Genomic DNA, 26,104 nt, shown 5'->3' on the forward strand with positions numbered 1-26,104 from the left:
GCAGGTGCGCATCGGCATCCAGGCCAGTTACGCGGGGGGTTTCCAGGAGACGGCGGCCGAGATCGTCGACCTGGAGGCCGCAGGGCTCGACCTGGCCATGTGTGCGGAGGTCTACACCTTCGACGCCGTCAGCCAGCTCGGCTACCTGGCCGCCGTCACCCAGCGGGTCGAGCTGATGAGCGCCATCCTGCCCATCTACAGCCGCACCCCCGCGCTGACGGCGATGACCGCGGCCGGCCTGGACTTCGTGTCCGGCGGCCGCTTCACCCTCGGCCTGGGCGCCTCGGGCCCGCAGGTCATCGAGGGCTGGCACGGCGTCGCCTACGACGCCCCCATCCAGCGCACCCGCGAGGTGGTGGAGATCTGCCGTCAGGTGTGGCGGCGCGAGCGGCTCGTGCACGACGGCCCGAAGTACACCGTCCCGCTGCCGCCGGACCAGGGCACCGGGCTCGGCAAGCCGCTCAAGCTGATCAACACGCCGGTCCGCGACCGGATCCCGGTCATGCTCGCCGCCCTGGGACCCAGGAACGTCGAGCTGGCCGCCGAGATCGCCGAGGTGTGGGAGCCGATCTGGTTCATGCCGGAGCGGGCCGACGCCGTCTGGGGCGACGCCCTGCGGGCCGGCACCGCCAAGCGCGACCCCGAGCTCGGCGAGCTGCAGGTCATCTGCGGCGTGCCGGTCGCCATCGGGGAGGACGTCGACCACCTGCACGACCAGGTGCGGCCGCAGCTGGCGCTCTACGTCGGCGGCATGGGTGCCAAGGGCAAGAACTTCTACAACGACCTGGCGCGGCGCTACGGGTTCGAGGACGCCGCCGAGACCGTGCAGGACCTCTACCTGAGCGGCCGCAAGGACGAGGCCGCCGCGGCGCTGCCCGACGAGTTCGTGCGCTCGGTGTCGCTCATCGGCCCGGAGGGCCACGTGGCCGAGCGCGTCGCCGCCTACGCCGAGGCCGGCGTCACCACCCTCGCGCTGCAGCCCCTCGACGACAGCCGCGAGAGCCGGCTGCGCACCGTGGAGACCATGCGCCGCCTCGCCGACGCCTAGGACCCGGGTTGCGTCACGTGACGCACGGGGGTCCCGGCACCTGCACGCAACGGTCCGGGGCCCTCGCGTCGGTGGGCGGCAGCGTCGTCCTCCCCCACCGCAGCGCGTCCTCCCTCACCGCAGCGCGTCCTCCCTCACCGTCGGCGGTCAGGGAGGACACGCGACGATCAGGTCACCTGATCGTCGCCGCGCCCCCACGACGCGGGAGGGCCCCGCAGATCTCGCGATCTGCGGGGCCCTCCTCACGTGCTACGGGGCTCAGCCCCGCCAGTCGTACTCCTCGAGGCGCACGGCCTCGCCGGTACCCGAACCGAAGACGTCGGGGCTGTAGTACTGCCCGTCGTCGTACCCGGCCATCGTGTAGACGGCGGCGCGGGCCTCCTCGGTCGGCTCGACCGTGATGTTCCGGTAGCGGCTGATGCCCGTACCCGCCGGGATCAGCTTGCCGATGATCACGTTCTCCTTGAGGCCGAGCAGGCTGTCGCTCTTGCCCTGGATCGCGGCGTCGGTGAGCACCTTGGTCGTCTCCTGGAAGGAGGCGGCCGACAGCCACGACTCGGTCGCGAGCGAGGCCTTGGTGATGCCCATGAGCACCGGGCGGGCCGAGGCCGGCTCTCCGCCCTCGGCGACGACGCGGCGGTTCTCGGTCTCGAACAGCGTCCGCTCGACCAGCGCACCGGGGAGGAACTCCGTGGCGCCCGAGTCGATGATGGTCACCCGCTTGAGCATCTGGCGGATGATCACCTCGATGTGCTTGTCGTGGATCGACACGCCCTGGCTGCGGTAGACCTCCTGGACCTCGCGGACCAGGTGCAGCTGCACCTCGCGCGGGCCCATGATCCGCAGCACCTCGTGCGGGTCCACCGCACCCTCGGTGAGCTGCTCGCCGACCTCGACGTGGGCGCCGTCCTCGACCCGCAGTCGCGACCGGCGCGACAGCTTGTCGTAGACGACCTCGTCGGAGCCGTCGTCCGGGGTGATGGTGAGCTTCCGGAACTGCTCGCCGTCCTCGATGCGGACGGTGCCGGCCAGCTCGGCGATCGGGGCCTTGCCCTTGGGGACGCGGGCCTCGAAGAGCTCCACCACACGCGGCAGACCGTGGGTGATGTCCTCACCCGCGACACCACCGGTGTGGAAGGTGCGCATCGTCAGCTGGGTGCCGGGCTCGCCGATGGACTGGGCGGCGATGATGCCGACCGCCTCACCGACGTCGACCAGTTTGCCGGTCGCGAGCGACCGGCCGTAGCAGGTCGCGCAGGTGCCGAGCAGCGACTCGCAGGTCAGGACGCAGCGGACCTTGACCTCGCTGACCCCCGCCTCGACGAGCGCGCTGATCAGCACGTCGCCGAGGTCCTGGCCGGCCTGCGCGACGAGTGTGCCGTCCTCGGCCGTCACGTCGGCGGCCAGGGAGCGGGCGTAGACGCCGGTCTCGACGTGCGGGTCGCGGGTCAGCTGACCGTCGACCACCGTCGCGATCGGCATCAGCACGCCGCGCTCGGTGCCGCAGTCCTCCTCGCGGATGATGACGTCCTGGGAGACGTCGACCAGCCGGCGGGTGAGGTACCCGGAGTCCGCGGTCCGCAGGGCGGTGTCGGCCAGACCCTTGCGCGCGCCGTGCGTGGAGATGAAGTACTCCAGCACCGACAGACCCTCCCGGAAGTTGGCCTTGATCGGCCGCGGGATGATCTCGCCCTTCGGGTTGGCCACCAGACCGCGCATGCCGGCGATCTGGCTGATCTGCATCATGTTGCCCCGGGCGCCCGAGTTGACCATGACCCAGACCGGGTTGGTGGTCGGGAAGTTGTCCACCATGGCCTGGCTGACCTCGGCCCGCGCGCGGGTCCAGATCTCGATCAGCTCGCCGCGGCGCTCGGCGTCGGTGATGACACCGCGCTCGTACTGCCGCTCGATCTGCCGGGCCTCGTTCTCGTGCCGGTCCAGGATCTCCTGCTTGGCCGGCGGGGTGACCACGTCGTCGATGGCGATCGTGACGCCCGAGCGGGTGGCCCAGCGGAAGCCGGCCGACTTGAGGGCGTCCAGCGTCGCCGCGACCTGCACCTTGGGGTAGCGCTCGGCGAGGTCGTTGACGATCGCCCCGAGCTCCTTCTTCGGCACCTGGTAGTTGACGAAGCGGTAGTCCTCGGGCAGGGCCTCGTTGAACAGCACCCGGCCCAGGCTGGTCTCGACCAGCGCCGGCCGGCCGGGGGTCCAGTCCTCCGGCTGCTCCCACGCGGGGTTGACCTTGCCGTTGTCGACGCCGAACACCTCGTCGAGGCGGATCAGCGCCCGCTCCTGCAGACCCAGCGCACCCTTGTCGAACGCCATGATCGCCTCGGCGGTCGAGCCGTAGGCGGCCGGACGGCCCCCGTCGGCCTCGTACCGGCTGGCCACCAGGGTGGTCAGGTGGTACAGGCCCAGCACCATGTCCTGGGTCGGCGCGGTGATCGGGCGACCGTCGGCCGGGCTCAGGATGTTGTTGCTGGACAGCATGAGGATGCGGGCCTCGGCCTGTGCCTCGGCCGACAGCGGCAGGTGGACGGCCATCTGGTCGCCGTCGAAGTCGGCGTTGAACGCCGTGCAGACCAGCGGGTGGATCTGGATGGCCTTGCCCTCGACCAGCTGCGGCTCGAAGGCCTGGATGCCCAGGCGGTGCAGCGTCGGCGCCCGGTTCAGCAGGACCGGGTGCTCGGTGATGACCTCCTCGAGCACGTCCCAGACGACGGGACGGGCACGCTCGACCATGCGCTTGGCGGACTTGATGTTCTGCGCGTGGTTGAGGTCGACCAGCCGCTTCATGACGAAGGGCTTGAACAGCTCCAGCGCCATCTGCTTGGGCAGGCCGCACTGGTGCAGCTTCAGCTGCGGGCCGACGACGATGACCGACCGGCCGGAGTAGTCGACGCGCTTGCCGAGCAGGTTCTGGCGGAACCGGCCCTGCTTGCCCTTGAGCAGGTCGCTCAGGGACTTCAGGGGACGGTTGCCCGGGCCGGTGACCGGCCGGCCGCGGCGGCCGTTGTCGAACAGCGCGTCCACGGACTCCTGCAGCATCCGCTTCTCGTTGTTCACGATGATCTCGGGGGCGCCGAGGTCGAGCAGACGCTTGAGCCGGTTGTTCCGGTTGATGACCCGGCGGTACAGGTCGTTCATGTCGCTGGTAGCGAAGCGGCCACCGTCGAGCTGCACCATCGGGCGCAGGTCCGGCGGGATGACCGGGACGCAGTCGAGCACCATGCCCATGGGCGAGTTGCGCGTCTGCTGGAACGCCGCGACGACCTTGAGCCGCTTGAGGGCCCGCAGCTTGCGCTGGCCCTTGCCGTTGCGGATGGTGTCGCGCAGCGACGCGGCCTCGGCGTCGAGGTCGAAGTCGGACAGCAGCTTCTGCAGGGCCGCGGCACCCATGCCGCCCTCGAAGTACTCACCGAAGCGGTCGCGCAGCTCGCGGTAGAGGCCCTCGTCGGCGATGAGCTGCTTGACCTCGAGCTTGCGGAAGGTGTCGAGCACCTCCTCGAGGCGGTCGATCTCCCGCTGGGCGCGGTCGCGCAGCTGGCGCATCTCGCGCTCGCCACCCTCGCGGACCTTGCGGCGGACGTCGGACTTGGCGCCCTCCGCCTCGAGCTCGGCCAGGTCGGCCTCCAGCTTCTGCTGGCGGGCCTCGACGTCGGCGTCGCGGCGGTTCTCGAGGTTGGACTTCTCCGCGCTGATCTCGGCCTCGACGGTCGGGAGGTCGCGGTGGCGGGCCTCGTCGTCGACCGAGGTGATCAGGTAGGCGGCGAAGTAGATGATCTTCTCGAGGTCCTTGGGCGCCAGGTCGAGCAGGTAGCCCAGGCGCGAGGGGACGCCCTTGAAGAACCAGATGTGCGTGACCGGCGCGGCCAGCTCGATGTGGCCCATCCGCTCGCGGCGGACCTTGGCCCGGGTCACCTCGACGCCGCAGCGCTCACAGATGATGCCCTTGAAGCGAACGCGCTTGTACTTGCCGCAGTAGCACTCCCAGTCCCGGGTGGGACCGAAGATCTTCTCGCAGAAGAGACCGTCCTTCTCCGGACGGAGGGTGCGGTAGTTGATGGTCTCGGGCTTCTTCACCTCACCGTGCGACCACTGGCGGATGTCGTCGCCGGTGGCCAGACCGATGCGGAGCTCGTCGAAGAAGTTGACGTCGAGCACTGAGTGGACCCCTTTCCCGGGGCTCGGTTACTGCACTTCTCGCTGATGGCTTGGGGCGCCGGCCGGCCCCGGTGCACGGGGCCGACCGGGCGCCGATCAGACGTCTTCGACCGAGGACGGCTCGCGGCGGGACAGGTCGATGCCCAGCTCCTCCGCGGCCCGGAACACCTCGTCGTCGGTGTCGCGCAGCTCGATCGCCTGCCCGTCACCGGACAGCACCTCGACGTTGAGGCAGAGCGACTGCAGCTCCTTAAGCAACACCTTGAACGACTCGGGGATGCCCGGCTCGGGGATGTTCTCGCCCTTGACGATGGCCTCGTAGACCTTGACGCGGCCGAGGATGTCGTCGGACTTGATGGTCAGCAGCTCCTGCAGCGCGTAGGCCGCGCCGTAGGCCTGCATCGCCCAGCACTCCATCTCACCGAAGCGCTGGCCACCGAACTGCGCCTTACCACCCAGCGGCTGCTGCGTGATCATCGAGTAGGGGCCGGTCGACCGGGCGTGGATCTTGTCGTCGACCAGGTGCAGCAGCTTGAGGATGTAGACGTAGCCCACCGAGATCGCCTCGGGGAAGGGCTCCCCGGAGCGGCCGTCGAAGAGCCGCGCCTTGCCGGTCGGCGCGACCATCCGGTCGCCGTCGCGGTTCGGGGTCGTCGCGCCGAGCAGGCCGACGATCTCGTCCTCCTTGGCGCCGTCGAACACCGGCGTCGCCGTCCGGGTGTCCGGGGCGGCCGACTTGGCGGCCTCCGGCAGGTTGGCCGCCCACTCCGGCGTGCCCTCGACCTGCCAGCCCTGCTTGGCGACCCACCCGAGGTGGGTCTCCAGGACCTGGCCGACGTTCATCCGGCCGGGGACGCCGAGCGGGTTGAGGACGATGTCCACCGGGGTGCCGTCCTCGAGGAACGGCATGTCCTCCTGCGGCAGGATCTTCGCGATGACGCCCTTGTTGCCGTGGCGGCCGGCGAGCTTGTCGCCGTCGGAGATCTTGCGCATCTGGGCGACGTAGACCCGGATCAGCTCGTTGACGCCGGCGGGCAGCTCGTCGCCGTCCTCGCGCGAGAACACGCGGACGCCGATGACCTTGCCGGACTCACCGTGCTTGACCTTGAGGCTGGTGTCGCGGACCTCGCGGGCCTTCTCACCGAAGATCGCCCGCAGCAGCCGCTCCTCGGGGGTCAGCTCGGTCTCGCCCTTGGGCGTGACCTTGCCGACGAGGATGTCGCCGGGGACGACCTCGGCGCCGATGCGGATGATGCCGCGCTCGTCGAGGTCGGCGAGGACCTCCTCGGAGACGTTCGGGATGTCCCGGGTGATCTCCTCGGCGCCGAGCTTGGTGTCCCGCGCGTCGACCTCGAACTCCTCGATGTGGATCGAGGACAGGACATCGTCCTGCACGAGGCGCTGCGACAGGATGATCGCGTCCTCGTAGTTGTGGCCCTCCCACGGCATGAAGGCGACGAGCAGGTTCTTGCCCAGTGCCATCTCGCCCTGGTCGGTGCAGGGGCCATCGGCGATGACCTGGCCGACCTCGACCCGCTGGCCCTCGTCGACGACGGGGGTCTGGTTGATCGAGGTGCCCTGGTTCGAGCGGCGGAACTTCAGCAGCCGGTAGGTCTGCCGGGTGCCGTCGTCGGCCATCACGGTGACGTAGTCGGCGGTGGAGTCCTCGACCACGCCGGCCTTCTCCGCCACGACGACGTCGCCGGCGTCGACGGCGGCCCGCAGCTCCATGCCGGTGCCGACCAGCGGCGCCTCGCTGCGCAGCAGCGGGACGGCCTGGCGCTGCATGTTCGCACCCATGAGCGCGCGGTTGGCGTCGTCGTGCTCGAGGAACGGGATCATCGCCGTCGCCACCGAGGTCATCTGCCGCGGCGAGACGTCCATGTAGTCCACGGCCTCGGGGGCGAGGTAGTCGACCTCACTGCCCCGGGTGCGGACCAGGACGCGGTCCTCGGCGAACCGGCCGTTGGCGTCCAGCGGCGAGTTGGCCTGGGCGACGACGAAGCGGTCCTCCTCGTCGGCGGTCAGGTAGTCGATCTGGTCGGTGACCACACCGTTCTGGACCCGGCGGTACGGGGTCTCGATGAAGCCGAACGGGTTGACCCGGCCGTAGGCCGACAGGGAGCCGATCAGGCCGATGTTCGGACCCTCGGGGGTCTCGATCGGGCACATCCGGCCGTAGTGGCTCGGGTGCACGTCGCGGACCTCCATGCCGGCCCGCTCACGGGACAGACCGCCGGGGCCCAGCGCCGACAGGCGGCGCTTGTGGGTCAGGCCCGCGAGGGGGTTGGTCTGGTCCATGAACTGCGAGAGCTGGCTGGTGCCGAAGAACTCCTTGATGGAGGCGACGACCGGCCGGATGTTGATCAGGGTCTGCGGCGTGATCGCCTCGACGTCCTGGGTCGTCATCCGCTCGCGGACGACGCGCTCCATGCGGGACAGGCCGACCCGGATCTGGTTCTGGATCAGCTCGCCGACGGTGCGCAGACGGCGGTTGCCGAAGTGGTCGATGTCGTCCACACCGTGGTCGGGCTCGCCGGCGTGCAGCCGCACGACGTACTCGATGGTGGCGACGATGTCGTCCTCGGTCAGCGTGGAGGTCGGCTGGGGCACCTCGACGCCGAGCTTCTTGTTGACCTTGTACCGGCCGACCTTGGCCAGGTCGTAGCGCTTGGGGTTGAAGAAGAGGTTCTCCAGCAGCGCCTGGGCGCTCTCCCGCGTCGGCGGCTCGCCCGGCCGCAGCTTGCGGTAGATGTCGAGCAGGGCCTCGTCCTGACCGGCGACGTGGTCCTTCTCCAGGGTGGCGAGGACGGTGGGCGACCACTGGAAGTGCTCGCGGATGCGGTCCTCGGTCCAGCCCAGCGCCTTGAGCAGCACGGTGACCGGCTGGCGGCGCTTGCGGTCGATGCGCACGCCGACGGTGTCGCGCTTGTCGACGTCGAACTCCAGCCACGCACCGCGGCTGGGGATGACCTTGGCGGTGAAGACGTCCTTGTCCGACGTCTTGTCCAGGGTCTTGTCGAAGTAGACGCCCGGGCTGCGGACCAGCTGCGAGACGACGACGCGCTCGGTCCCGTTGATGACGAACGTGCCCTTGTTCGTCATGATCGGGAAGTCGCCCATGAACACCGTCTGGCTCTTGATCTCGCCGGTGGTGTTGTTCATGAACTCGGCGGTGACGAACAGCGGCGCCGCGTAGGTCATGTCCTTGTCCTTGCACTCCTCGAGGGACGCCTTGACGTCCTCGAAGCGCGGGTTGGAGAAGGACAGCGACATCGAGCCGCTGAAGTCCTCGATCGGGGAGATCTCCTCGAGGATCTCGGCCAGGCCGCCGACGGCGGCGGCCTGCTCCTCGGGCGCCAGGGTGGCCTTCCACTCGGGGCTGCCGACCAGCCAGTCGAAGGAGGCGGTCTGCAGTGCCAGCAGGTCCGGCACCTCGAGGGGCTCGGAGATCTTCGCGAACGAGACGCGCAGCGGGGCGCCGGGGATCTTCTGCTGGTCGGCCTCGCCGGTGCGGGGGCCGGACTGGGGGGCCTGCGGGGTGTTCTGGGTGGTGCCGGACGGGGTGGTGCTGGCGGAGATGCTGGTGGGGCGAGAGCCTGCCAAGATGCGTCCTTCCAAGGACCTCACGACGTGCGGGCGGTGGGTGCGGGTTCGTCCTGGGTCGTCGTCGGTGATGGCGGCGCCGCCCGCGGCGTCCGGCCCGCTCGGTCGACGGTGTGCCAGGGGACCCCGGGCACCCCAGGCGACCCGTCTCGGCGGGCAGGCAGTCAGGGGGCAGCGCAACAGGGAACCCTACCCCTGATGACGCACGCTGTCCACGTCGGAGGGTGGGCGCGACCAGCGCCACACCCCCCGGGAAGGACAGTGACTCCCGTCGGGGCGGTTCCGCGCGGCAATGATGCCAGTCCGAGGGGCCCGGTGTCTCCGCCACGCCCAGGAGGACCGCGGGAAAGGGCCCGTCCGCCTACCGCTCGCGGGCTCGCAGCGGCGCCCTGGACGGCCGGAGGGGACCACCGCCCGGACGCGACAGGAGCCGCCCTCCCGGAGGAGAGCGGCCCCTGGGGCGTGCTCCGTGGTGCGGCCCGGCCCTCGCGGGGCCGGGCGGGTGTCACCGGACGGTGACGTGCCCGGCCGTGCGGGGGGCCGGGCGGGACGTCACTTGACGGTGACGGTGGCGCCGGCGCCCTCGAGAGCGGCCTTGGCCTTCTCGGCGGCGTCCTTGGCGACCTTCTCCAGGACCGGCTTCGGCGCGCCGTCGACCAGGTCCTTGGCCTCCTTGAGGCCGAGCGAGGTCAGGCCGCGCACCTCCTTGATGACCTGGATCTTCTTGTCGCCGGCAGCCTCGAGGATGACGTCGAACTCGTCCTGCTCCTCGGCGGCGGGGGCACCGCCGTCGCCGGCACCGCCGGCGGCCGGGGCAGCCGCGACGGCGACGGGGGCGGTAGCGGTGACCTCGAAGGTCTCCTCGAACTGCTTCACGAAGTCGGACAGCTCGAGCAGCGTCATCTCCTTGAACGCGTCGAGCAGCTCCGTGGTGGACAGCTTGGCCATGATCTCTCCTTCTGGGTCAGTCGGTGCCGGCCGCGGCGTCCGCGGCGTCAGCGGTGTCGGTGGTGGTGTCGGCAGCAGTCGTGTCGGCAGCCGTGTCGGCGGTGGTGCCGGCGTCGGAGTCGGCACCCTCGGCGGGCTTCTTCTCCTGCAGCGCGGCGGCCAGACGGGCGACCTGCGACAGCGGGGCCTGGAACAGGCCGGCGGCCTTGGTCAGGTTGCCCTTCATCGCGCCGGCCAGCTTGGCCAGGAGCACCTCGCGCGGCTCGACGTCGGCCAGAGCGGTGACCTCGGCGGGGCCGACGGTGCGGCCCTCGACGACGCCGCCCTTGACGACGAGCAGCGGGTGGGCGCGCGCGAAGTCGCGGATGGCCTTGGCGGCCTCGACGACGTCGCCCTCGATGAAGGCGATCGCGGTGGGGCCGTTGAGCAGCGGGGCCAGGTCGGAGTGGCCGACCTCGTCCGCCGCCCGCTTCGTCAGGGTGTTCTTGACGACGGCGTAGCTGCTGCCCGCACCGAGGGAACGGCGCAGCTGGGTCAGCTGCGCCACGGTCAGCCCGCGGTACTCGGTGAGCACGGCCGCGCTGGACTTCTGGAACCGGTCGGTGATCTCGTCGATCACCGCGGCCTTCGCCTGCGTGGGCATGGGCCTCCTCTCGTCTGACGGGCGACCGCTGGTGCGTCGTGCGGGAGCGGGCGATCCCGGCCCGGAGACGACGAACGCCCCGGCGCAGGGCGCACGGGGCGAGGGACGCGGGCACGGGGCACCGCGTCGATCGAACCGTCCTCCTGCGCGGGCCGCCCGGGGATCCGGGACCTTCGATCGCACGCGGACGTGCGACGACCAGCGGTCGTGGGGGGAACGTCGACCAGCGTACACGGGGTGAGCGCCTCGATCAGCCGGCCTCGGGGCAGCGCTCCCAGCCGCGCCGGGTGCGCCCAATCCGCCGCCAGCCGAACCGGGCGAACCAGGGCTCGAGGGGCAGGTCGTCCTGGCCCAGGGCGACGAGGAACCGTCGCGTCCCGCCGAGCCGCAGCCACTCGGCCAGGTGCGCGACCAGCCAGGTGCCGACACCCGCGCCGCGTGCGCTCTCGGCGACGTGCAGCTCGGCCAGGTCGGCCCAGCCGTGCAGGCGGGAGAGGCTGCCGCCGCGCGTGTGGTCGTCCTGCGCCTCCACGAAGCCGACGACCTCGCCGTGCCGGGTCGCGACGAAGCGGGCGGCGAAGGTGCCGACCACCCGCTGCAGGTCGAGGCCGGGGAGCGCGGGCGGCCGGGGCGGCGGCACGTCGTCCAGGGTGCCGGCGAGCGTCACCTCGGTCCGGGCCGACGCGGGGTCGAAGCCCGCGCCGGTCAGCACCCGGGCCACGTGCGGCCAGGAGTCGGGGACACCGTAGGTCGCCGGGGTGGGCAGGTCGCCGTCGGCGTACTGCCGGCGGACCCGCCAGCTCCCGAGCACCGCGGTGCAGGCGGCCGCGAGCCGTGCGCCCGCCTCCTCGTGCGCCGGCCAGCAGACCAGCCAGGCGATCTCCCCCGCACCGCGCCAGTCGGGACCGACGTCCGCGTCGTCGCGGTAGCGCCGCAGGTGCGCGGCCGCGACGAGGCGGGAGTCGACCTCGGCGACGAGGGTGACCCGGGCCTGCACCCAGGGGTCGGTGACGTACTGGGCGGGGTCGCGCTCGATCTGCGCGAGGAGGGCGGCGGTCGACACCGCCCACCCCGGGACGACGGTGCAGACGTGCGCGTTGACCAGTGCGGTCAGCTGGTCGCGGTCGGTGCGGCGGAGGGGACGGACGTCGGGGACGGGCACGGGGCGGCTCCGGAGCCGAGCGCCCGGACGCGGGCGCAGTGGGTCGAGGAGCCGCTACCGGTGCGGCACGGCGGCGACCGTAGCCCTCCGCCGCCGCCGTCCGCCAGCAGCGACCCCGTCCGGGGACTCCGGAGGCCCCGCCGCGCGCGTGCGCGACGGGGCCCCGGGCACCGTGCGAGTGCGGCCTCGTCCCGGGTCCCACCCGGAGCCTGCGAAGGGTGGGGAGGACGAGGTCCTCCCTCAGGCGGTGGGCTCGTCCACCGTCAGGTTGCGCGTGCGGTTCGGGTCCACCGGGATGCCGGGGCCCATGGTGGTGGAGATGGTGACCTTCCTCAGGTACCGGCCCTTGGCCGCGGCGGGCTTGGCGCGCAGGACCTCGTCGAGGGCCGCGGCGTAGTTCTCCACGAGCCTGGTCTCGTCGAAGGAGGTCTTGCCGATCACCAGGTGCAGGTTGGCCTGCTTGTCGACGCGGAAGTTGATCTTCCCGCCCTTGATGTCGGCGACGGCCTTGGTGACGTCGGGGGTCACGGTGCCGGTCTTCGGGTTCGGCATCAGGCCGCGGGGGCCGAGGATGCGGGCGATCCGGCCGACCTTCGCCATCTGGTCGGGGGTCGCGATCGCCGCGTCGAAGTCCAGGAAGCCCTCCTGGATGCGCGCGATCAGGTCGTCGGAGCCGACGACGTCGGCACCGGCGGCCTCGGCCTCGGCCGCGCGGTCACCGGTCGCGAAGACGATGACGCGGGCGGTCTTGCCGGTGCCGTGGGGCAGGTTGACCGTGCCGCGGACCATCTGGTCGGCCTTGCGCGGGTCGACGCCCAGCCGCATGGCCACCTCGACGGTGGCGTCGTAGGTGGTCGGCGAGGTCTCCTTCGCCAGACCGGCGGCCTGCAGCGGGCTGTAGAGCGACTCGCGGTCGACCTTGGCCGCGGCCTCGCGGTACTTCTTGCCGTGCTTCGCCATGGTGGTTCCTCTCCCCCGCCGCGTGTGCGGGGATCTCGTGGTGCGCGGGCCTGGCGAGGCCCTCCCACTGTGGAAGGACCCTCCTGCCTCCACCGCTCGCTCGCTCGCGGCGGCACCCTGCAGGAGGGCCGGCGGGGCTGTCGCCCCTTACTGGACGGTGATGCCCATCGACCGGGCGGTGCCGGCGATGATCTTCTCGGCCTCGTCGAGGGAGTTGGCGTTGAGGTCGACCATCTTGGTCTGGGCGATCTCACGGACCTGGTCGCGCGTGACGGTGGCGACCTTGGTCTTGTGCGGCTCGCCCGAGCCCTTCTCGACGCCGGCGGCCTTGAGCAGCATGCGCGCGGCCGGCGGGGTCTTGGTGACGAAGGTGAACGAGCGGTCCTCGAACACCGAGATCTCGACGGGCACGACGTCGCCGCGCTGCGACTCGGTCGCGGCGTTGTACGCCTTGCAGAACTCCATGATGTTGACGCCGTGCTGGCCCAGCGCCGGACCCACGGGCGGCGCGGGGGTGGCCGCACCGGCCTTGATCTGGAGCTTGATGACCGCGGTCAACCGCTTCCTGGGGGGCATGACTTCCTTCTTCGTGACGGGATGGAACGGCCGCGTCGCAGGGTCCCGCCGCGAGTCTACGAGCGGCGGGGGGCGACGAGGTCCTGCTTCAGATCTTGGCGACCTGGGTGAACGAGAGCTCGACCGGCGTCTCCCGGCCGAAGATGGAGACGAGGACCTGCAGCTTCTGCTGCTCGGCGTTGATCTCGTTGATGGTGGCCGGGAGGGTGGCGAAGGGGCCGTCCATGACGGTCACCGACTCGCCGATCTCGAAGTCGACGAGGGTCGTCGGCGCGGCGGCGGCGGCCGGCGAGGCGGCCTCGGCGACCTTCGCGGCCTGCGGCGGGGTCGCGGGGACAAGCAGGTTGACGACCTCGTCGATCGACAGCGGCGAGGGCCGCGAGGTGGCGCCGACGAAGCCGGTGACGCCGGGGGTGTTGCGGACCGCGCCCCAGGACTCGTCGTTGAGGTCCATGCGGACGAGCAGGTAGCCGGGCAGCTTCTTCCGGTTGACCTGGGTGCGCTTGCCGTTCTTGATCTCGGTGACCTCCTCGGTGGGCACCTCGATCTGGAAGATGTAGTCCTCCATGTCCAGCGACTGGATGCGGGACTCGAGGTTGGTCTTCACCTTGTTCTCGTAGCCCGCGTAGGAGTGGATGACGTACCAGTCGCCGAACTGGGTCCGCAGGGTGCGCTTGAGCGTCTCCCGCGGGTCCTCGTCCTCGGCCTCCGCCTCGGCCAGCGCCTCGGTGACGATCGGGTCGTGGTCGGGGGCGGGCTCGGCGAGCGGGTCACCGACGAGGCTGTCGCGGCCGCCGCTCTCCACCACCGGGGTCACGTCGGCGACGCCGGTGGCGGTGTCCTGGCCGCTGGTGTCGAGGGAGCCCTCGGCCGAGCCGGGCTCGCCGGCGCCGGTCTCGAGGTCGCTGCTCCCGCGCACGTCCATCCGCTGGTCGTCGAGGTCGATGGCCTCGACGTCGCTGTCGGTGTCGAGGGGTTCGCGGGGGTCGGTCACGGGGTTCTCTTCCTTGTCGGGGTGCGGGCAGGCGCGGGGGCGGGTCAGCCGAAGACGGCGAGCACGCCCTGCGCGAAGAGGATGTCCAGGCCCGCGACCAGCGCGACGATGAAGGCCACGAAGACGATCACGACGGCCGTGTACGTGATCAGCTCGCGGCGACCCGGCCAGATGACCTTGCGCAGCTCGGCGACCACCTCGCGGAGGAAGCGGCGCAGGCTGCGGCGCTGGCGGACCTCGTCGGCCCGGGCGCGCTGGGCGGCGGCCCGCGAGCGGGTGCCGGCGCCCTCGGCCGCGCGACCGGCGGGGCGGCCGGCCGCGGTGCTCCCGCCGCGGGCGGCGCGGCGGGTGCCCGACGCGGCCGGCGCGTCGTCCTCGTCGTCGTCACCGGCGGTGATCCGGCCTCCGCGGCGGCGGGTGGGCGCGGGGACGACCTTGTCCTCGTCGGCCTCGGCCTCGGCGGCGAGCTCGTCCTCGGCGGCCTCGAGCTCGGCGGCGTCCTCGACGCCCGGGGCCTCCCGGTCGAGCTGCTCGTCGGTCAGCTCGGCGTCCGAGGGGGTGCGGGGGTCCTCCCCGCGGCCCGGCTTCTCGTCGCTCACTGCGCCTCGCTCGCGTCGTGGTGGTGGCCGCCGTCGGCGGGCCCTGTGGTCTGGTGCGCCCCGTGCCGTGGTGCTGTCCCGGGAGGTGCCGCCCGCACCCGCGCGGCGGGTGCGCGGTCGGCGCCGGGTCGTGCTGCCCGCCGGCACGGGCCGGCGGCACGGGCAGGGGTGACAGGACTTGAACCTGCAGCCTGCGGTTTTGGAGACCGCTGCTCTGCCAATTGAGCTACACCCCTAGCGCCCGGGGCCGGTGGCCCCGCGCACTCCCGGGGCGGCCCGGCCCGCCGGTCCGGCGCCGTCCCGGGGGGATCCGGGGCACGCCGGTGGCGGGGTCGATCGCCCCAGGACTGCGAGTGTACGGGACCGCGACCGGCGCCCGTGACCGCGCTCGGGACCGGGCCGACGCCCACGCCCCGTCGATCCCGCCGGACGGCTCCGCGGCCGGGCCGGACCAGGGCGAGGAGGGCCGGCGGCCGAGCCCGCGGGGAGCCCCGGCCGCACGTCCTCCGACATGATGGGGGCCATGACCGCCGCCTCCCCGTCGGAGTCCGCCGCCCCCTCTTCCGCCGAGCGCCGCGTCTCGCGGCGCATCGGGGCCATCACCGAGTCCGCGACGCTGGCGGTCGACGCCAAGGCCAAGGCGCTGAAGGCGGCGGGCAAGCCGGTCATCGGCTTCGGTGCCGGCGAGCCGGACTTCCCGACGCCGGACTACGTCGTCGAGGCCGCCGTCGCCGCCTGCAGCCGGCCGGCGATGCACCGCTACACCCCGGCCGGGGGCCTGCCGGCGCTCAAGGAGGCGATCGTCGCCAAGACCGCCCGGGACTCGGGCCTGGCGCTCACCCCGGCGCAGGTGCTGGTGACCAACGGCGGCAAGCAGGCGGTCTACGAGGCCTTCGCCACGCTGCTCGACCCCGGCGACGAGGTGCTCGTGCCGACGCCCTACTGGACCACCTACCCCGAGGCCATCGCACTGGCCGGTGGCGTGCCGGTGCCCGTGGTGGCCGACGAGGAGAGCGGCTACCTCGTCTCCGTGGCCCAGCTCGAGGCCGCCCGCACCGAGCGCACCAAGGTGCTGCTGTTCGTGTCGCCGTCCAACCCGACCGGCGCCGTCCACCCGCCCGACCAGGTGGAGGCCATCGGCCGGTGGGCACTGGAGGCCGGCCTGTGGGTGCTCACCGACGAGATCTACGAGCACCTCACCTACGGCGGGGCCACCGCGCCGTCGATGCCGGTCGTCGTGCCCGAGCTGGCCGACCGCTGCGTCGTCGTCAACGGCGTGGCCAAGACCTACGCGATGACCGGCTGGCGGGTGGGCTGGATGGCCGGCCCGGCCGACGTCGTCAAGGCCGCCACCAACCTGCAGTCGCACGCCACCTCGAACGTCGCCAACGTGTCGCAGGCCGCCGCGGTGGCCGCGCTGACCGGTGACCTGTCGGCGGTCGACGAGATGCGGACGGCGTTCGACCGGCGGCGGAAGACCATCGTGTCGATGCTGCGGGAGATCCCGGGCGTCGCCTGCCCCGAGCCGCAGGGCGCCTTCTACGTCTACCCGTCGGTGAAGGCCCTGCTCGGCCGGCCGATCAACGGGCGGACGGCGTCGACCAGCGTCGAGCTGGCCGAGATCGTCCTCGAGGAGGCCGAGGTCGCCGTCGTCCCGGGCGAGGCCTTCGGCACCCCCGGCTACCTGCGGATGTCCTACGCGCTCGGTGACGACGACCTGGTCGAGGGCGTCAGCCGCATGCAGCGCCTGCTCGGCTCGGCGGGCTGACCGAGCGGCGGGAGGACCCCGTCCCCCTCCTGCCTCGCGCGCTCGGCGCGAGCCCCGGGACGGGGCCTCAGTCGAGGGCGCCGGCCGCCACCAGGACGTCGGTGGCGGCCGGGAGGCCGGCCAGCGCGGCGGCGAGGTCGTCGGGGGTGGCGACCGTCCAGGCGTTGGCCCGCACGTAGCAGCGCAGCGCCGCGTCGAAGGCCTCCGCACCGGCGGCCTCGCGGGCGGCCAGCAGGGCGGCGCCGCCCTTGCCGTAGACGACGTCGACGTACGTGCCGGTGTCCTCGAACCCGTCCATCGCCGCGCCGACGTCGCCCGGGACGGCCAGCGCCCGGTCCAGCGGCCCCGGCGATCCCCTCTCGCCGACCGAGGACTCGGCGTAGGTGGCCAGGGCCTCGTCCAGCCACGGGTCGCGGAACTGTGAGTTGCCGACCATCCCGTAGAACCACATGTGCGCGACCTCGTGCTCGAGGACCACCCGGCTGGCGCCGGCCAGCAGGACGGAGCTCGGGTACTCGATGCCGCCGCCGGCGTCGGGCAGCAGCGGCACGGTGAGGGTGTCGTACGGGAAGGCGCCGAAGCGCTCGGCCAGCGCGGTGACCTCCTCGGCGGCCTGGTCGGCGAGCTCGCCGGGTCCCACCCCGGCGCCCGGCAGCACCCCGGCGGTGATCTCCACCCCGCCGTCCGTGGTGAGGGTGGCGGTGCGGAACCGCCCGGCGGCGACGCTGACGTCGCGGGCGACCGGCTCGTGCGCGGTCCAGGTCCGCCGGCCGTCGTCGGCGGCGGACGGCTCGTCCTGGTCGCCGGTCATCAGCACGGTCAGCTCCCCGGGCGCGGAGACGCTGACCGTGGTGTCGGCGGCCGGGCTGGTCGCGGTCTCGCCGAGGACGTCGACGAACGGGTCGCGGGCCCAGCCGACGCCGGGCTCCCACGCCAGGAGCGGGAAGCCGCTGGCCCACCACGAGACGTCCTCGACCGCGCCGAGCCGCTCGAAGCCGCCCTCGCCGAGGGAGACGGTGAAGTCCAGCTCGACCTCGGTGGAGTCCCCCGGCTCGAGCTCGCCGTCGAGCCGCAGCACGTAGAGGCCGCCGGGCGCCTCCGCGCCGGCGTCCTCGTACCCGGTCCGGTCGACGTCGTCGCCGCGGGCCCCGTCGACGGTGATCCGGTTGCCCAGCCCGGCCGCGCCGGGACCGTTGGGCACCAGCCGGAAGACCAGCTCGTCGGTGGCGACGTCCGGGGTGAAGACGACGGTCTCGGTGCCGGTGACCGTGCGCAGGTCGTCGGAGAGCCGGAAGTCCAGGTCGACGACGGGGCGGTCGGGGTCGGGCCCGGCCCGCTCGGCGGGACAGCTCTCCTGTCCGCCGGGAGCCGGGGACGACGGGGCGGCGGTGTCCTGGTCAACGGTGCCCTGGTCGGCGGTGTCCTGACCGGCGGCGCCGTGCTCGGCGGCGAGGGTCTCGGCGAAGGACGTGCAGCCGGCGAGCAGGAGCAGCGCGGCCGCGGTCGGCAGCGCCCGCCGCGGGGTCATGCCAGTGCGACGGTGGCGCGGGCCAGCGAGAGGACCTTCTCCCCTCCGCTGGTGACCGTGAGGTCGACGCGCACCCGGCCGCCGTCGAGGACCTGCCCGACCCTGCCGCGGACGGTGACCTCGGCGCCGGTGTCGTCGTCGGGGACGACGACCGGCCGGCCGAAGCGGACCTGGTACTCCACGACCGCGCCGGGGTCGCCGGCCCAGTCGGTGACCGCGCGGACGGCCAGGCCCATGGTGAGCATGCCGTGGGCGATGACGCCGGGCAGGCCGACGCCGGTGGCCACCCGGTCGCTCCAGTGGATGGGGTTGAGGTCCCCCGACGCGCCGGCGTAGCGGACCAGGTCGGCGCGGGTCACGCGGTGCGTCTGCTCGGGCAGCTCGGTGCCGACGGCGACGCCGGCCGCCTCCAGCCGGGCGCTCACGCCGTCCCCCGGGCCACGAGCATCGAGGTCGCGGTGCAGACGGCCTCGCCGTCCTCGGTGGCGACGTCGACCCGCGTGGTGAGCAGGTCGTTGCCGGCCACGCTGCGCACGGCCTCGATCGTCGTGGTGCTGACCAGCCGGTCACCGGCCCGGATCGGGCGGTGGTGGGTGAAGCGCTGCTCGCCGTGCACGACGCGGCTGTAGTCGAGCGCCACCTCCGGGTCGGCCAGCACGACGTCGGCCGCGCCCAGGGTAACGACGATGGCGAAGGTCGGCGGGGCGACGACGTCCGGGTGGCCCAGCGCGCGGGCGGCCTCGGTGTCGGTGTGGGCCGGGTCCGCCGCGCCGACGGCGGCGGCGAACTCGGCGATCTTCGCGCGGCCGACCTCGTAGACGGCGGAGGGCGGGTAGCCGCGCCCGACCAGTCCTGCGTCCAGCGCCACTCCCGCCCTCCCTCGCCCCTGGTCGACCGGCGTCAGCGGGTCTCGCGGTGGACCGTGTGCTTCTTGTCCGTGGGGCAGTACTTCTTCAGCTCGAGCCGGTCGGGGTCGTTCCGACGGTTCTTGCGGGTGATGTAGTTGCGGTTCTTGCACTCCTGGCAGGCCAGGGTGATCTTCGGACGGACGTCGGTGGCTGCCACGGAGGCACTCCTCGCCTTGTCGGGACCGGCCCGCTGCGGGCCGGGCATCCGTGGCGGCGGGCGCCGACACGGCGACGGACCCCGGGCGACCGGGGTCCGTCTGGGGTAGCGGTGACCGGACTTGAACCGGTGACACAGCGATTATGAGCCGCTTGCTCTACCAGGCTGAGCTACACCGCCGGACGACCGCGCGGCCCGGTCTCACGACAGGACCGGCTGGTCGGAGCCCCTTTACGGAATCGAACCGTAGACCTTCTCCTTACCATGGAGACGCTCTGCCGACTGAGCTAAAGGGGCGTGCTCGAAGAGCCATCGAGGACTATACCCGACGCCCTCCGGCCTCCTGCAGAGGCCCGCCGCGAGCCCGGCGACGTGCGGGAACGGCCCCGCGTCAGGTGCGGACGAACAGCCGGCGGTGCTGGGCGCCCGGGGCGGCGGACCGGACCCCGGTGCGGGCGAGCAGCCAGCTCTCCAGGCGCTCGTCGGGCAGCGGCCGGCTGACCAGGAAGCCCTGCAGCTTGTCGCAGCCCATCTCGGTGAGCAGCTTGCGGGTCAGCTCGTCCTCGACGCCCTCGGCCACGACGCGCAGACCCAGGTTGTGCGCCAGCTCGATGATCGAGCGGGCGATGAACGACTCGCCCTGGCTGGTGGACATCCCCAGCACGAAGGACTTGTCGATCTTCACCTCGTCGATCGGCAGCTGCCGGAGCTGGGACAGCGACGAGTAGCCGGTGCCGAAGTCGTCCATGGACAGCCGCAGGCCCAGGGCGTGCAGCTCGGCCAGGACGTTGCTGGAGCGCACGGAGTCGTCGACGACGCTGCCCTCGGTGAGCTCGAGGATGAGCAGCTCGCCCGGGACGCCGTGGCGGCGCAACGCGCGCTGCACCCGCTCGACGAGGTCGGGCTCGGTGAGGCACCGGGCGGAGAGGTTGACCGCGACCGACAGGGCGATGTCCTGGTCGAGCCAGCGGCGGCAGCGGGCCAGCGCCAGGTCGAGCACGTGGTCGGTGAGCGGGCCGATCCGGCCGATCTGCTCGGCGAGGTGGATGAAGTCGTCCGGCGGGATCGCGCCGAAGCGCGGGTGCGCCCAGCGGACCAGCGTCTCCACCGACACGATGTCGGAGGTCCGGGCGTCGATAATCGGCTGGAAGACCACGCTGATCTGCCCGTCGGCCATCGCGTGCTCGAGCTCGGTGCCCAGCTGCAGCCGGCGCAGGCTCTGCTGGTCGAGGACCTGGTGGTAGCTGGCCACGCGGCCGCCGCCGCCGTCGGAGGCGGCCAGCAGCGCGACGTCGGCCCGCTGCATGAGCGTGCCCGCGTCGGTGCCGTGCACGGGCGCCGCGGCGACACCGATGGTCAGCGTGACCTCCAGGTCCAGCCCGGCCACGCGGGCGCGGGTGGAGGTGGCCTCGCGCAGTCGGCGGGCGGCCCGCTCGGCCGCCGCCAGCGACAGCCCGGGCAGCAGCACGGCGAACTGCTCGCCCTCCATGCGCGCGACCAGGGCGTCGGGCGGCGCGTGCTCGCGCAGCAGGCCCGCGGTGACCAGCAGGAGCTCGTCGGCCGCGGCGTGGCCGAGGGTGTCGACGATCTCGGTGTGGTTGTCGAGCGCGGCCAGCACCAGGCCCGCCCGCGCGCCGACCGGGTCGGCGGTCAGCAGGTGGTCGATCTCGGCGGCCAGGCGCTGCCGGTTGGGCAGACCGGTGAGCCGGTCGTGGTCGGCGTCGTAGCGGATCTGGGTCAGCAGCTGCTGCTGGCGGATGGCCGCGTTGACGTGCGTGAGCATCGAGTCCAGGGCCGAGCGGTCACCCTCGGAGAACGAGACGACGTCACTGCGCCGGTCGCACACCTCGAGGTAGCCCGGCTCGCCGGCCGCCGTGGTGACCGGCGCCCCGAGCACCTCCTCGGCGCCGCGCCGGGCGAGGGCGGCGGCCTCCTCGGGGGTGGCCCGCCCGGCGGTGACCAGGACCGGACCGCCGGCGCCGGGCTGCAGCGCGCGGCGGCGCAGGACGTCGTCCGGGTCGCCGGGCCCGTCGTAGTAGGCCGTCTGCCCGTCTCCGACCACGACGAGGCGCGGGGCCTCGTCCAGGTAGGGCGGCAGCCACAGCGCGACCTTGTCGGCGTTGAGCAGCTCGCGCACGGCGGCCACCATCTGACGCGTGCCCGCGTCGTCGGGGCTGACGCCTTCCACCTGCCGCGCGAAGTCGTAGACCTGCTGGATGCTGCGGCGCTCGCGCGACGCGGACGCCGTCAGCCGGAAGGCGGCCACTATGGCGACGAGGACGGGCAGCACGAGCAGCCAGGCCCACGGGATGTCGCCCACCAGCAGCAGCGACGCGACCGCGGCGGCGACGCTGAGCGGGCCGATGACGACCTGCGGACCGAGGGCCCCGAACCAGAAGGACCAGTCGGGACGACCGCCGGTCAGCGAGATCGCCGTCGCCACGCACAGCAGGGAGACGAGGTCGGCGACCGCGATGGCGACGACCAGACCGAGCCAGGTGAGCGGTGAGGAGAGGTCCAGGGGCGGGAAGGCGGAGAGCACGAGGACGGCGGCGGCCGTCGTCAGGATCGCCGAGGCGACGTTGAAGATCGACTTGGCCAGCGGGTAGCGCTGGTACGCCTGGATGAGGACCAGCGCGAGGCTGTGCATCAGCGCGGTCCAGAAGCCGCCGACCTCCACGAGCCCCATGACGAGGACCAGCTCGGTCGTGGTGAGGATGTAGGTCTGCCGACGCAGGTCCAGGTCGAGCTGCACCGACTCGGTGAGCAGGAAGGCGGCCAGGATGGTCAGGAGCACCAGCGGGGCGGCCGGCCGGTACTCCCCCGGCAGGACCAAGGCGCCGACCAGGCAGGCGAGGGGCGCCGCGGCGAGGGCCATGGCCTCGGGGCGGCGCAGTGCGGGATGCCGCCATCCGGCGGACATGGCCGGCGGCGCAGGAGGCTCTGAGGGGAGAGCCGGGTGCTCGGCCAACGGGACCCTGTCTGTTCGGGGAGGCGGCGTCGGCAGAGGCTAACAGCGGACGCACCCGCCGCGAGCCCCTCGCACCCGGTCCTCACCCGTAGGGGGCAGCCACCCGGTCGGGCGGCTGCCCAGCACACGGCGGAGGGACCCTGCCGGGCCGGGTGGATCAGCCCCAGCGGGAGATGCGGCCCCAGCGGGAGATGCGCTCGGCGGTCGGGACGGTGGTGTTCATGACGCCTCCTCAGGCATGGAAGGACAGCTCTTCACATGCGGGCTGTCACCCAGGCGCGGGGGCAGAGCGTCATTCGTGTACGGACCGCATATAGGACATTGCTGCCACTCCCTCGCGCGTGGCAACCACAGACAATGACGAGAAAGTGACACGCCGTGATAATCTTACGGTGCGTGTCCTGTAGCTCTTCGGGGTGTCACCGGGATAGGTGGTGGACGGGACGCGAGGACTAACCCCCCTGTGGAGGGGCACCCCTCGGGGGATCCGCGCCCTACGCTGCGCGGCGTGTCAGCCGGGACGAGGGCAGCAGACCTCCGCGAGCGGGGCTCGGCGCTCCCTTTCGTACTCGTCTGCTGGCTGGTCGCGGCCGCCATGGCCCTGGGCGCGATCGCGGCGTCCGACGCCTTCCTCGAGCACCAGGACCTCCAGGCCGTCTGCGACGGCGCCGCCCTCGCCGGGGCCAACCGCACCGACGAGGGCCGCGTCTACGCGACCGGGGTCGGCGGCACGCTGCCGCTGACCGGCGAGACGGCGCGGACCGCGGTCGCCGACCACCTCGCCGACGGGGGCACGGTGCTGGACGCCTGGTCGGCCGAGACCGACGGCGCGGAGGTCACCGTGCGCTGCGCGCGCTCGGTCGAGATCGCGTTCGGCTGGCTGTTCCTCGGCGGCCGGCCACTGGAGGTCACCGCCGTCGCGAGCGCGCGGGCCCCGACGCTGCCCTGACGGCCCCGGGACACGGCAGCGACCCCCGACCTGCCGGTCGGGGGCCGCTGTACGGGGGTGGCGGGTGAAGGATTCGAACCTTCGTAGGCTAAGCCGACGGATTTACAGTCCGCTCCCATTGGCCACTCGGGCAACCCGCCGTGGTCCCACGGGGAGAGCGTACAAGACGGGCCGGCGACGGCCCGACGGGTCCCGCCGCGGGTCTCCCGCGCGCGAGGAGAGGAGCAGAGATGGCCGACGCGTCCTTCGACGTCGTGAGCAAGGTCGACCGCCAGGAGGTCGACAACGCGCTCAACCAGGCAGGCAAGGAGTTGTCCCAGCGCTTCGACTTCCGCGGCACGAACGCCGCCATCGCGTGGGCCGGCGAGGAGGGCGTCACCCTCACCGCCGACACCGAGGAGCGGGTGGTCGCCGCGCTCGACGTCTTCAGGGAGAAGCTCGTCAAGCGGGGGATATCGCTGAAGTCGCTGGACGCCGACGAGCCGCAGTCCTCGGGCCGCACGTACAAGATCTCGGCGCGCATCAAGCAGGGCATCGAGTCCGACACCGCCAAGAAGATCGCCAAGATCATCCGCGACGAGGGCCCGAAGGGCGTGCAGGCGCAGATCCAGGGCGACCAGCTGCGGGTCAGCGGAAAGAAGCGCGACGACCTGCAGTCGGTCCAGCAGCTGCTGCGCGGCAAGGACCTCGACGTCGCCCTGCAGTTCGACAACTACCGCTGACTGAGGACATACCCACAGCTCAGAGCGGTACTGCGGAGCCACGGTCCGCAGAAATCCGCACGTCGTGCCCAGCGCGGCGGCCATCAGGTCGCCCGCTGCGGCGCGCGTGCGGTCCTCGGCCGTGGGCCACAGGTGCGAATAGACGCTGAGCGTGATCGTCGCCGAGGAGTGCCCCAGCGCCCTCTGCACGGTCACCACGTCGCAGCCGGAAGCGATCAGGCCGCTGGCGTAGAAGTGCCTCAGGTCGTGCAGCGTGTACTCCTCGAGCCCGGCAGCCTTCCGGACCTGCCGCCACTGGTGGCCCGCGGAGTTCCGGTTCAGCGGCAGCGCGCCGTTGGAGAGCAACCAGTGACCCTGCTGGAGACCCGTGCGCCGGACGTGCTCGGCGAGGAGGGCGACGAGCTCGGCTGGGACGTAGACGACCCGCTCGGACCCGAACTTGGGTGCCACGAGCTCGGTTGTCGAGTTGGTCTCCCCCTGTAGCTGATGGCGGACGGCGATGGTGCGCCGCAGGAAGTCGACGTCCTCCAGCCGCAGCCCGGCCGCCTCCCCCAGCCGCAGGCCGGCGAAGGCGCATACCGCGATGAACGGCCGGAACCAGGTCGGGGCGACGTCGAGCGCTCGACCGACCTCCTCGGCGGCGGGGATCGTCATGGCCGCGGCGGCCTTGCGGGCCCTGGGCAGCGGTACGCCGGCCGAGGGATCCGCCTTGATGATCCGGTCCACGACGGCGGCTCGCATGGCCATGTGGACGTAGTTGTACCGAGTACGGATGGTGCTGGGCGCGAGCCCGGATCCCCGGCCGCGGGCGGGCTGGGACATGGCCTTGACCCACTGCTGGACGTGAGAGGTTCGAATTTGGCGCATGCGAACGTCGGCGAACGTCACGGAGTCGGCCGCTTGCCGAGCCGCGAGCGTGGTCCCACGTTCCCACACCTGCCGGCCCGACCACTCCGCGAACCAGGCCGCGAAGGTGATCTTCCCCGCGGCGGGGTCAACGTAGTCGCCGGTGACCATGGCAGCAGTGACCTCGTCGAGCCACCGCTGCGCGTCAACCTTTCGCTTGAAGTGGCGGGCGTGCTCCTTACCGTGCTCGTCCCGGTACCGCGGTCGGTAGGTGCCGTCAGGCCGTCTCGCGATCGATGCCATGGCTCATCGCTCCCTCATCGTCGTGCCTCGACCAACTCACTCCGGGCAGTCGCCCAGGCGGACGCTCGCACCTCGGGCGCCGGTCCGGGCTTTGCGTCCACCTCATTCGGGATTCACCGCGATATCCCCAGGCTGGGTGCGGTGCGCCGTCTGGCGTCATCTGTGGCTCTGGTGGCCGCTGATCGGTCCTCGGAGTAGTCCGGGCCGGCGTGCGGCTGGCCCGCGGGGCCGCCTTCCGCTCGAGGTCGTCGCGGGCGCGCCAATGGTCCCGCTCAAGGGCAGGCAGCTGGCCCGGCTGGCTGAGCAGCGCGGACTCGGTCCGGAGTTGTTCGATCCGGCTGCGCGCGGCGGTGAGCTCGGATCGGATGGCGGCGATCTCGCGGTCAGTTGCGGCCAGCTCGGCGGCTGCGGCCAGAGGCTGGGCGGCCTCACCGAGGCCGTCGATCCAGTTCTCGTACTGACGGCGGGCATCGGTCAGGTCGCGTCGGGCGCGGTCGTGCGCAACTCGGGTGGCGTCTCCGATGGCGGCGAGCTGTGCGTGTTCGGGGTGGAACTGCTACGCGAGGCGGCGGGCGTAGCGAGCGATGGCGGCCCACGCGCGTGGTGGCGTGCTCGGCGAGCCAGCCGATGATCTGCGCGGCGGCACGGTCCTGCGCCGCGTCCTACGCCGCTGCGATCCCCGGATGTAGGGCCGCGGCCCGCGACCAGGGCTTCGGCCCGTTGACCACCACCTCGACGAAGCGCACCGCCCGGTCGTCGGTCCGCAGCCGACCCCACGGCGTGCCGATCTCCGGGTCCCGGCCGGCCACCCACGTCTCGTACCGGTCCCCGGCCAACGGTTCGCGCTCGGTCAGTCGCCCGGCCTGTGCCGTGAAGCGCCGCGCTACGCGGCTGCCCTCGGCCAAGTAGTAGTCATCCGCTCGCACCCGATCCGCCTCGAGGTGGTGGCGGGCGCCCGCCGGGGCGCCGACATACACCTTCATTCCGCCACGCAATTCTCGACGCCTCCCAACAACGTCCAACACGCCACCCCTAGAAACAGCGAGGGGCCCCGCGAAGCGGGGCCCGAACTACCACCATTGGTAGCATGCGTGCCGTTTCTCCGCAAATGCATGGACGCTGATGGGAATTACTGCTGCCCGTTCTCTCGAGGCCGAGCTTCGAAGGAGTGCACCGGGTCGGTGCGTGCTCAGAGCGCGAGCGGCAACCCGGTGGTGATCGCCAGAGCGATGAGTGCGGCGGCGACCGCGTC

Annotated in this window: 19 protein-coding genes, 4 tRNA genes and 2 pseudogenes; 5 read left to right on the forward strand and 20 right to left on the reverse strand. The window is 72.3% G+C overall.

The genetic code is table 11. The features are described 5' to 3' along the window. Window positions 1-4: 4 nt before the first annotated feature. Window positions 5-1,048: an LLM class F420-dependent oxidoreductase gene (locus tag JOD57_RS09150; protein WP_204691749.1), complete on the forward strand. Its 1,044-nt coding sequence runs from the start codon at window positions 5-7 to the stop codon at window positions 1,046-1,048. A 258-nt stretch (window positions 1,049-1,306) separates the two neighbouring features. Here the strand turns inward: JOD57_RS09150 and JOD57_RS09155 are convergent, their stop codons facing one another. The 10 genes from JOD57_RS09155 to JOD57_RS09200 all read right to left on the reverse strand — a co-directional run bounded on the left by JOD57_RS09155 (window position 1,307) and on the right by JOD57_RS09200 (window position 14,936). Then, window positions 1,307-5,212 carry a DNA-directed RNA polymerase subunit beta' gene (locus JOD57_RS09155; protein ID WP_204691750.1) on the reverse strand — a complete coding sequence of 1,302 codons (3,906 nt, stop codon included), beginning with the start codon at window positions 5,210-5,212 and terminating at the stop codon, window positions 1,307-1,309. Window positions 5,213-5,308: 96 nt separating this feature from the next. After that, a complete protein-coding gene (rpoB, locus tag JOD57_RS09160) occupies window positions 5,309-8,818 on the reverse strand; it encodes a DNA-directed RNA polymerase subunit beta (protein ID WP_239568289.1) in 3,510 nt (1,169 codons plus the stop codon). A 552-nt stretch (window positions 8,819-9,370) separates the two neighbouring features. Beyond that, window positions 9,371-9,766 (reverse strand): 50S ribosomal protein L7/L12, encoded by a 396-nt coding sequence (gene rplL, locus JOD57_RS09165; protein ID WP_204691751.1) that lies wholly within the window; start codon window positions 9,764-9,766, stop codon window positions 9,371-9,373. A 16-nt stretch (window positions 9,767-9,782) separates the two neighbouring features. Next, complete coding sequence (gene rplJ / locus JOD57_RS09170; protein WP_204691752.1) at window positions 9,783-10,409, reverse strand: 50S ribosomal protein L10; 627 nt, start codon at window positions 10,407-10,409, stop codon at window positions 9,783-9,785. A 250-nt stretch (window positions 10,410-10,659) separates the two neighbouring features. Further along, window positions 10,660-11,571, reverse strand: coding sequence for a GNAT family N-acetyltransferase (locus tag JOD57_RS26785; protein ID WP_204691753.1), 912 nt, complete (start codon window positions 11,569-11,571; stop codon window positions 10,660-10,662). Window positions 11,572-11,811: 240 nt separating this feature from the next. Further along, on the reverse strand, window positions 11,812-12,531 hold the full coding sequence (rplA, locus tag JOD57_RS09180) for a 50S ribosomal protein L1 (protein WP_204691754.1): 720 nt from the start codon (window positions 12,529-12,531) through the stop codon (window positions 11,812-11,814). A gap of 147 nt (window positions 12,532-12,678) precedes the next feature. Further along, window positions 12,679-13,107 (reverse strand): 50S ribosomal protein L11, encoded by a 429-nt coding sequence (gene rplK / locus JOD57_RS09185; protein ID WP_204691755.1) that lies wholly within the window; start codon window positions 13,105-13,107, stop codon window positions 12,679-12,681. Window positions 13,108-13,195: 88 nt separating this feature from the next. After that, window positions 13,196-14,101, reverse strand: coding sequence for a transcription termination/antitermination protein NusG (gene nusG, locus JOD57_RS09190; RefSeq protein ID WP_307824575.1), 906 nt, complete (start codon window positions 14,099-14,101; stop codon window positions 13,196-13,198). Between the two features lie 44 nt (window positions 14,102-14,145). Continuing rightward, window positions 14,146-14,700, reverse strand: coding sequence for a preprotein translocase subunit SecE (gene secE, locus JOD57_RS09195; RefSeq protein WP_204691756.1), 555 nt, complete (start codon window positions 14,698-14,700; stop codon window positions 14,146-14,148). A gap of 163 nt (window positions 14,701-14,863) precedes the next feature. Next, a tRNA-Trp gene (locus JOD57_RS09200) sits at window positions 14,864-14,936 on the reverse strand. 287 nt (window positions 14,937-15,223) lie between these two features. Here JOD57_RS09200 and JOD57_RS09205 point away from each other — a divergent pair. After that, window positions 15,224-16,468 (forward strand): pyridoxal phosphate-dependent aminotransferase, encoded by a 1,245-nt coding sequence (locus JOD57_RS09205; RefSeq protein ID WP_204691757.1) that lies wholly within the window; start codon window positions 15,224-15,226, stop codon window positions 16,466-16,468. A gap of 67 nt (window positions 16,469-16,535) precedes the next feature. On the opposite strand, the gene JOD57_RS09210 is transcribed toward JOD57_RS09205, so the two are convergent. The 7 genes from JOD57_RS09210 to JOD57_RS09240 all read right to left on the reverse strand — a co-directional run bounded on the left by JOD57_RS09210 (window position 16,536) and on the right by JOD57_RS09240 (window position 21,984). Next, complete coding sequence (locus tag JOD57_RS09210; protein ID WP_204691758.1) at window positions 16,536-17,996, reverse strand: gluzincin family metallopeptidase; 1,461 nt, start codon at window positions 17,994-17,996, stop codon at window positions 16,536-16,538. Continuing rightward, entirely contained in the window at window positions 17,993-18,421 is a 429-nt protein-coding gene (locus JOD57_RS09215) for a MaoC family dehydratase (protein ID WP_204691759.1), read from the reverse strand. The genes JOD57_RS09210 and JOD57_RS09215 overlap by 4 nt, the downstream gene beginning before the upstream one ends. Next, window positions 18,418-18,864: an FAS1-like dehydratase domain-containing protein gene (locus tag JOD57_RS09220; RefSeq protein WP_204691760.1), complete on the reverse strand. Its 447-nt coding sequence runs from the start codon at window positions 18,862-18,864 to the stop codon at window positions 18,418-18,420. The genes JOD57_RS09215 and JOD57_RS09220 overlap by 4 nt, the downstream gene beginning before the upstream one ends. 32 nt (window positions 18,865-18,896) lie before the next feature. Further along, window positions 18,897-19,061, reverse strand: a complete 165-nt coding sequence (gene rpmG / locus JOD57_RS09225) for a 50S ribosomal protein L33 (RefSeq protein WP_055764573.1) — start codon at window positions 19,059-19,061, stop codon at window positions 18,897-18,899. A gap of 106 nt (window positions 19,062-19,167) precedes the next feature. Beyond that, a tRNA-Met gene (locus tag JOD57_RS09230) sits at window positions 19,168-19,241 on the reverse strand. Between the two features lie 44 nt (window positions 19,242-19,285). Then, a tRNA-Thr gene (locus JOD57_RS09235) sits at window positions 19,286-19,358 on the reverse strand. A gap of 94 nt (window positions 19,359-19,452) precedes the next feature. Further along, on the reverse strand, window positions 19,453-21,984 hold the full coding sequence (locus JOD57_RS09240) for a putative bifunctional diguanylate cyclase/phosphodiesterase (RefSeq protein ID WP_204691762.1): 2,532 nt from the start codon (window positions 21,982-21,984) through the stop codon (window positions 19,453-19,455). A gap of 556 nt (window positions 21,985-22,540) precedes the next feature. Here JOD57_RS09240 and JOD57_RS09245 point away from each other — a divergent pair. Then, on the forward strand, window positions 22,541-22,981 hold the full coding sequence (locus JOD57_RS09245) for a pilus assembly protein TadG-related protein (protein ID WP_204691763.1): 441 nt from the start codon (window positions 22,541-22,543) through the stop codon (window positions 22,979-22,981). 58 nt (window positions 22,982-23,039) lie between these two features. On the opposite strand, the gene JOD57_RS09250 is transcribed toward JOD57_RS09245, so the two are convergent. Beyond that, a tRNA-Tyr gene (locus tag JOD57_RS09250) sits at window positions 23,040-23,121 on the reverse strand. A gap of 90 nt (window positions 23,122-23,211) precedes the next feature. Here JOD57_RS09250 and JOD57_RS09255 point away from each other — a divergent pair. Beyond that, window positions 23,212-23,703, forward strand: a complete 492-nt coding sequence (locus tag JOD57_RS09255; RefSeq protein WP_204691764.1) for a YajQ family cyclic di-GMP-binding protein — start codon at window positions 23,212-23,214, stop codon at window positions 23,701-23,703. A gap of 141 nt (window positions 23,704-23,844) precedes the next feature. Here the strand turns inward: JOD57_RS09255 and JOD57_RS26790 are convergent. Further along, window positions 23,845-24,852: pseudogene (locus JOD57_RS26790) on the reverse strand (tyrosine-type recombinase/integrase); the annotation flags it as partial. 262 nt (window positions 24,853-25,114) lie between these two features. Between JOD57_RS26790 and JOD57_RS25305 the strand changes: the two are divergent. Beyond that, window positions 25,115-25,483, forward strand: coding sequence for a hypothetical protein (locus tag JOD57_RS25305; RefSeq protein ID WP_239573221.1), 369 nt, complete (start codon window positions 25,115-25,117; stop codon window positions 25,481-25,483). Here the strand turns inward: JOD57_RS25305 and JOD57_RS09265 are convergent. After that, window positions 25,443-25,835: pseudogene (locus tag JOD57_RS09265) on the reverse strand (relaxase domain-containing protein); the annotation flags it as partial. The gene JOD57_RS25305 and the pseudogene JOD57_RS09265 sit on opposite strands and share 41 nt — an antisense overlap. Window positions 25,836-26,104 lie beyond the last annotated feature (269 nt).

Source organism: Geodermatophilus bullaregiensis, assembly GCF_016907675.1.
Lineage (GTDB): Bacteria > Actinomycetota > Actinomycetes > Mycobacteriales > Geodermatophilaceae > Geodermatophilus > Geodermatophilus bullaregiensis.

What these genes read in the sequence shown, in the direction of transcription:
- JOD57_RS09205 (WP_204691757.1), top strand. Translation starts at nt 15,224, where the DNA reads ATGACCGCCGCCTCCCCGTCGGAGTCCGCCGCCCCCTCTTCCGCCGAG.
- JOD57_RS09210 (WP_204691758.1), bottom strand. Translation starts at nt 17,996, where the DNA reads ATGACCCCGCGGCGGGCGCTGCCGACCGCGGCCGCGCTGCTCCTGCTC.
- rplK (WP_204691755.1), bottom strand. Translation starts at nt 13,107, where the DNA reads ATGCCCCCCAGGAAGCGGTTGACCGCGGTCATCAAGCTCCAGATCAAG.
- JOD57_RS09240 (WP_204691762.1), bottom strand. Translation starts at nt 21,984, where the DNA reads ATGTCCGCCGGATGGCGGCATCCCGCACTGCGCCGCCCCGAGGCCATG.
- JOD57_RS25305 (WP_239573221.1), top strand. Translation starts at nt 25,115, where the DNA reads ATGGTCCCGCTCAAGGGCAGGCAGCTGGCCCGGCTGGCTGAGCAGCGC.
- rplL (WP_204691751.1), bottom strand. Translation starts at nt 9,766, where the DNA reads ATGGCCAAGCTGTCCACCACGGAGCTGCTCGACGCGTTCAAGGAGATG.
- rplA (WP_204691754.1), bottom strand. Translation starts at nt 12,531, where the DNA reads ATGGCGAAGCACGGCAAGAAGTACCGCGAGGCCGCGGCCAAGGTCGAC.
- rplJ (WP_204691752.1), bottom strand. Translation starts at nt 10,409, where the DNA reads ATGCCCACGCAGGCGAAGGCCGCGGTGATCGACGAGATCACCGACCGG.
- JOD57_RS09255 (WP_204691764.1), top strand. Translation starts at nt 23,212, where the DNA reads ATGGCCGACGCGTCCTTCGACGTCGTGAGCAAGGTCGACCGCCAGGAG.